We start from the raw sequence: 4,504 nt of genomic DNA on the forward strand, positions 1-4,504 counted from the left end.
GGACGGGGCGGGGCGGTCTCTTCGCTGGCGGCCTCGACGCTGTCGGAGGCTTTCACGAGCCGCACGCTGGCCGCTGCCGGGCCGGCACCCGCGAGCGGCGGCGGCGCGACGCCGTACTTCAGGCCGTAGGCGAACACGACGGCCACGACCGCCAGTACGCCCACCACGACGGGGCGCGACACGTCGGCCCAGTCGAGGTCGCGCGTGCGCCAGGCGGCGATCCAGCTCGTGACGAACCACGCGAGCACGCCGACGAAGACGCCGACCAGCAGCCAGACTTTGCTGCCGAGGAATTCCATGGCCTCGGCCGGACTCGTCTCCGCGATGATGCCGAGGTGGTGCGTGGAAATGCCCTGGCCGTAGAACGCATATAAATAAAGCTCGACGGGCAGCGCGAGGAAGGCGGGCAGCAGCAGCCAGTGGAAGTACGCCGGGCGCTTGAACACGCCCCACACGCCCAGCCAGGCCAGCAGTTCGATGCCGGCCACCTGGCCGGGGTGCGACAGCGGCTGGCCGAACAGCGGCGCCACGTACGGCACGCAGGACAGGAGCAGATAAGTGAGCGCGACGTACAGGTTGCGCGGGCGTAGCAGGAATGACATCGAACGGACGTGTGCGGCAGCGCGGAGGCGAAGTCCGCTATTATCCGATTTTTGCCAGGGGTAACGCCATTCCATCTGCACAACGGATGAAATCCGGCGTACACTGGTTGTGTCGTTATCACGACATCTACTGAGCAATTACACAATCTTCCGCCGCTGTCGCGGTGCCCGGTCAGCAAGTTTGTTGACCCGGTCCCGCTTCAGGTCTATACTCGCGAGTTCTCGAATTATTCTGCGCATGGTTTACGCATAACAGCCGCTCCCGCTGGTGAGTGGCTTTCGTCGCCTGTACGGAAAGTAGCGGGACAAGGTTTCAGCCCCCGGGAAGCAAGAACCCCGGGTCATTAACTAGTAGTCATTTTGTTGGATTTTTGAACGATGCCAACCATCAATCAACTGATTCGCAAGCCGCGTGAAGCCGCGGTTGTGAAGAGCAAGTCGCCGGCACTGGAAAACTGCCCGCAAAAGCGTGGTGTCTGCACCCGTGTCTACACGACGACCCCGAAGAAGCCGAACTCGGCACTGCGTAAAGTCGCCAAAGTTCGCCTGACCAACGGTTTCGAAGTCATTTCGTACATCGGCGGTGAAGGCCACAACCTGCAGGAACACTCGGTCGTGCTGATCCGCGGCGGTCGTGTGAAAGACTTGCCGGGTGTGCGTTACCACATGGTCCGCGGTGCACTGGATACCCAGGGCGTGAAAGACCGTAAGCAGGCCCGTTCGAAGTACGGTGCCAAGCGTGCCAAGGCTGCCAAGAAGTAATCTTCTTGCAATCTGGGTAAATTAATATTGAGTTAGTTGAGGCGGCCGGAAGGCCGAGTAAGTGAAGGGCTTTGATGGCCTTTCGCGAGTGCGATAAGCGCTCAACTGAAGACAAAAAGGAATTGAAATGCCACGTCGTCGTGAAGTACCCAAGCGCGAGATTCTGCCGGATCCGAAATTCGGCAACACCGATGTCGCCAAGTTCGTCAACGTTCTGATGCTGTCCGGTAAGAAATCGGTCGCTGAGAACATCATCTACGGTGCATTCGACTACATCCAGTCCAAATCGGGCAAGGACCCGCTGGAAGTGTTCGCAACCGCGATCAACAACTGCAAGCCGATGGTCGAGGTGAAATCCCGCCGTGTCGGTGGCGCCAACTACCAGGTGCCGGTTGAAGTGCGTCCGGTCCGCCGTATGGCCCTGTCTATGCGTTGGTTGCGCGAAGCCGCAAACAAGCGTAGCGAAAAATCCATGCCGCATCGCCTGGGTGGCGAGCTGATGGAAGCAGCAGAAGGCCGCGGCGGCGCGATGAAGCGTCGTGATGAAGTTCACCGTATGGCTGAAGCGAACAAGGCGTTCTCGCACTTCCGCTTCTAAGCAAATGGCCCAATCGCTTCGGGGGCAGAACGCCTCCGGGGTGGTGCGGCCATGCAGTATCCGTTGTTCAGGCCGAGCTCATTTTGATCACCAGAATGCTGCTCGGTTTTGTCCATTCAAAAGTTAGGAAAATTTATGGCACGCACTACCCCTATTGAGCGCTACCGTAACATCGGTATCTCCGCTCACATCGACGCCGGTAAGACGACGACCACCGAGCGCATCCTGTTCTACACCGGTGTCAACCACAAGATCGGTGAAGTGCACGACGGTGCAGCAACCATGGACTGGATGGAGCAGGAGCAAGAGCGCGGCATCACCATTACCTCGGCAGCGACGACCTGCTTCTGGAAGGGTATGGCCAACAACTTCGAGCCGCACCGCTTCAACATCATCGATACCCCGGGCCACGTCGACTTCACCATCGAGGTGGAGCGTTCGATGCGCGTCCTGGACGGCGCCTGCATGGTCTACTGTGCAGTCGGCGGCGTGCAGCCGCAGTCGGAAACCGTGTGGCGTCAGGCTAACAAGTACAAAGTCCCGCGTCTGGCCTTCGTCAACAAGATGGACCGTACCGGTGCGAACTTCTTCAAGGTGTACGAGCAGATGCGCGCCCGCCTGAAGGCCAACCCGATCCCGCTGCAGATCCCCATCGGCGCCGAAGACAACTTCAAGGGCGTGGTCGACCTGGTCAAGATGAAGGCGATCTACTGGGACGACGCTTCGCAGGGCATGAAGTTCGACTACCGCGACGTGCCGGCCGAGCTGGTCGACCAGGCCAACGAATGGCGCGAGAAGCTGGTCGAAACGGCTGCCGAAGCGACCGAAGACCTGATGAACAAGTATCTCGAAGAGGGCGAACTGTCCGAAGACGAGATCAAGAACGCACTGCGCACACGTACCATCAACGGCGAAATCGTCCCGATGATGTGCGGCACCGCGTTCAAGAACAAGGGCGTGCAAGCGATGCTGGACGCCGTCATCGAATACCTGCCGTCGCCGGTCGACATCCCGCCGGTCGCAGGTACCGACGAAGACGACCAGCCGGTGACCCGCAAGGCATCGGACGACGAGAAATTCGCAGCGCTGGCATTCAAGATCATGACCGACCCGTTCGTCGGCCAGCTGATCTTCTTCCGCGTGTATTCGGGCGTCATCAACTCGGGCGACACCGTGTTCAACCCGATCAAGGGCAAGAAAGAACGCGTCGGCCGTATTCTGCAGATGCACGCGAACCAGCGCGAAGAGATCAAGGAAGTTCGTGCAGGCGACATCGCCGCAGCCGTGGGCCTGAAAGAAGCCACCACCGGTGAAACGCTGTGCGACCCGTCGGCACCGATCATCCTGGAAAAGATGGTGTTCCCGGAGCCGGTGATCCAGCAGGCCGTCGAGCCGAAGACCAAGGCCGACCAGGAAAAAATGGGTCTGGCACTGAACCGTCTGGCTCAGGAAGACCCGTCGTTCCGCGTGCGTACCGACGAAGAATCGGGCCAGACCATCATCGGTGGTATGGGCGAGCTGCACCTGGAAATTATCGTCGACCGCATGAAGCGTGAATTCGGCGTGGAAGCGACCGTCGGCAAGCCGCAGGTTGCATACCGCGAAACGATCCGCAAGGCCGTCACCGACGTCGAAGGCAAGTTCGTCAAGCAGTCGGGTGGTCGTGGTCAGTACGGTCACGCCGTCCTGAACATCGAACCGCAAGAGCCGGGCAAGGGCTTCGAGTTCGTCGACGCCATCAAGGGCGGTGTGGTTCCGCGCGAATACATCCCGGCAGTCGAAAAGGGTGTGCGCGAGACGCTGTCGAGCGGTGTCATGGCTGGCTACCCGGTCGTGGACGTCAAGGTCACGCTGGTGTTCGGTTCGTACCACGACGTGGACTCGAACGAAAACGCGTTCCGCATGGCCGGTTCGATGGCATTCAAGGACGGCTGCCGTAAAGCCAGCCCGGTCATCCTCGAGCCGATGATGGCCGTGGAAGTCGAGACGCCGGAAGACTACGCCGGTACCGTGATGGGCGACCTGTCGTCCCGCCGCGGTATGGTGCAGGGCATGGACGAAATCCCGGGCGGCGGCGGCAAGATCATCAAGGCCGAAGTCCCGCTGTCGGAAATGTTCGGTTACTCGACCGTGCTGCGTTCGGCAACCCAGGGTCGTGCGACCTACACGATGGAATTCAAGCACTATGCTGAAGCACCGAAGCATGTGATGGACGCCATCGTGACGGCTAAGGCCAAGTAATAGTCAGTTGGGGACGGAGCAGAAGGCGGTAAACCCTGCTCTGTCCCACAAATAAATAAAATATTGTCTTTTAAAGGAAGATCAAAATGGCAAAGGAAAAATTCGAACGGACCAAGCCGCACGTGAACGTCGGCACGATCGGTCACGTTGACCACGGCAAAACCACCCTGACGGCTGCAATCGCAACCGTTCTGTCGAAGAAATTCGGCGGTGAAGCCAAGGCCTACGACCAGATCGACGCGGCTCCGGAAGAAAAAGCACGCGGCATCACCATCAACACCGCGCACGTCGAGTACGAAAC

At 59.6% G+C, this 4,504-nt stretch carries 5 protein-coding genes; 4 read left to right on the forward strand and 1 reads right to left on the reverse strand.

What is annotated here, in order from left to right; translation table 11 throughout:
* On the reverse strand, positions 1 to 602 hold a 602-nt coding region (locus ACEN88_RS25060; RefSeq protein WP_413344047.1), incomplete at its 3' end, for a phosphoethanolamine transferase domain-containing protein.
* Between the two features lie 378 nt (positions 603 to 980).
* Here ACEN88_RS25060 and rpsL point away from each other — a divergent pair.
* The 4 genes from rpsL to ACEN88_RS25080 all read left to right on the forward strand — a co-directional run.
* Complete coding sequence (gene rpsL, locus ACEN88_RS25065) at positions 981 to 1,364, forward strand: 30S ribosomal protein S12 (protein WP_036240557.1); 384 nt, start codon at positions 981 to 983, stop codon at positions 1,362 to 1,364.
* A 127-nt stretch (positions 1,365 to 1,491) separates the two neighbouring features.
* A complete protein-coding gene (gene rpsG / locus ACEN88_RS25070; protein WP_036240559.1) occupies positions 1,492 to 1,962 on the forward strand; it encodes a 30S ribosomal protein S7 in 471 nt (156 codons plus the stop codon).
* Between the two features lie 135 nt (positions 1,963 to 2,097).
* Positions 2,098 to 4,203 carry an elongation factor G gene (gene fusA, locus ACEN88_RS25075; protein WP_413344049.1) on the forward strand — a complete coding sequence of 702 codons (2,106 nt, stop codon included), beginning with the start codon at positions 2,098 to 2,100 and terminating at the stop codon, positions 4,201 to 4,203.
* Between the two features lie 86 nt (positions 4,204 to 4,289).
* A partial coding sequence (locus ACEN88_RS25080) for a GTP-binding protein (RefSeq protein ID WP_413344051.1) occupies positions 4,290 to 4,504 on the forward strand: 215 nt, incomplete at its 3' end.

This window comes from Massilia sp. CT11-108 (genome assembly GCF_047302915.1).
Classification (GTDB): Bacteria; Pseudomonadota; Gammaproteobacteria; order Burkholderiales; family Burkholderiaceae_D; genus Telluria; species Telluria orientalis.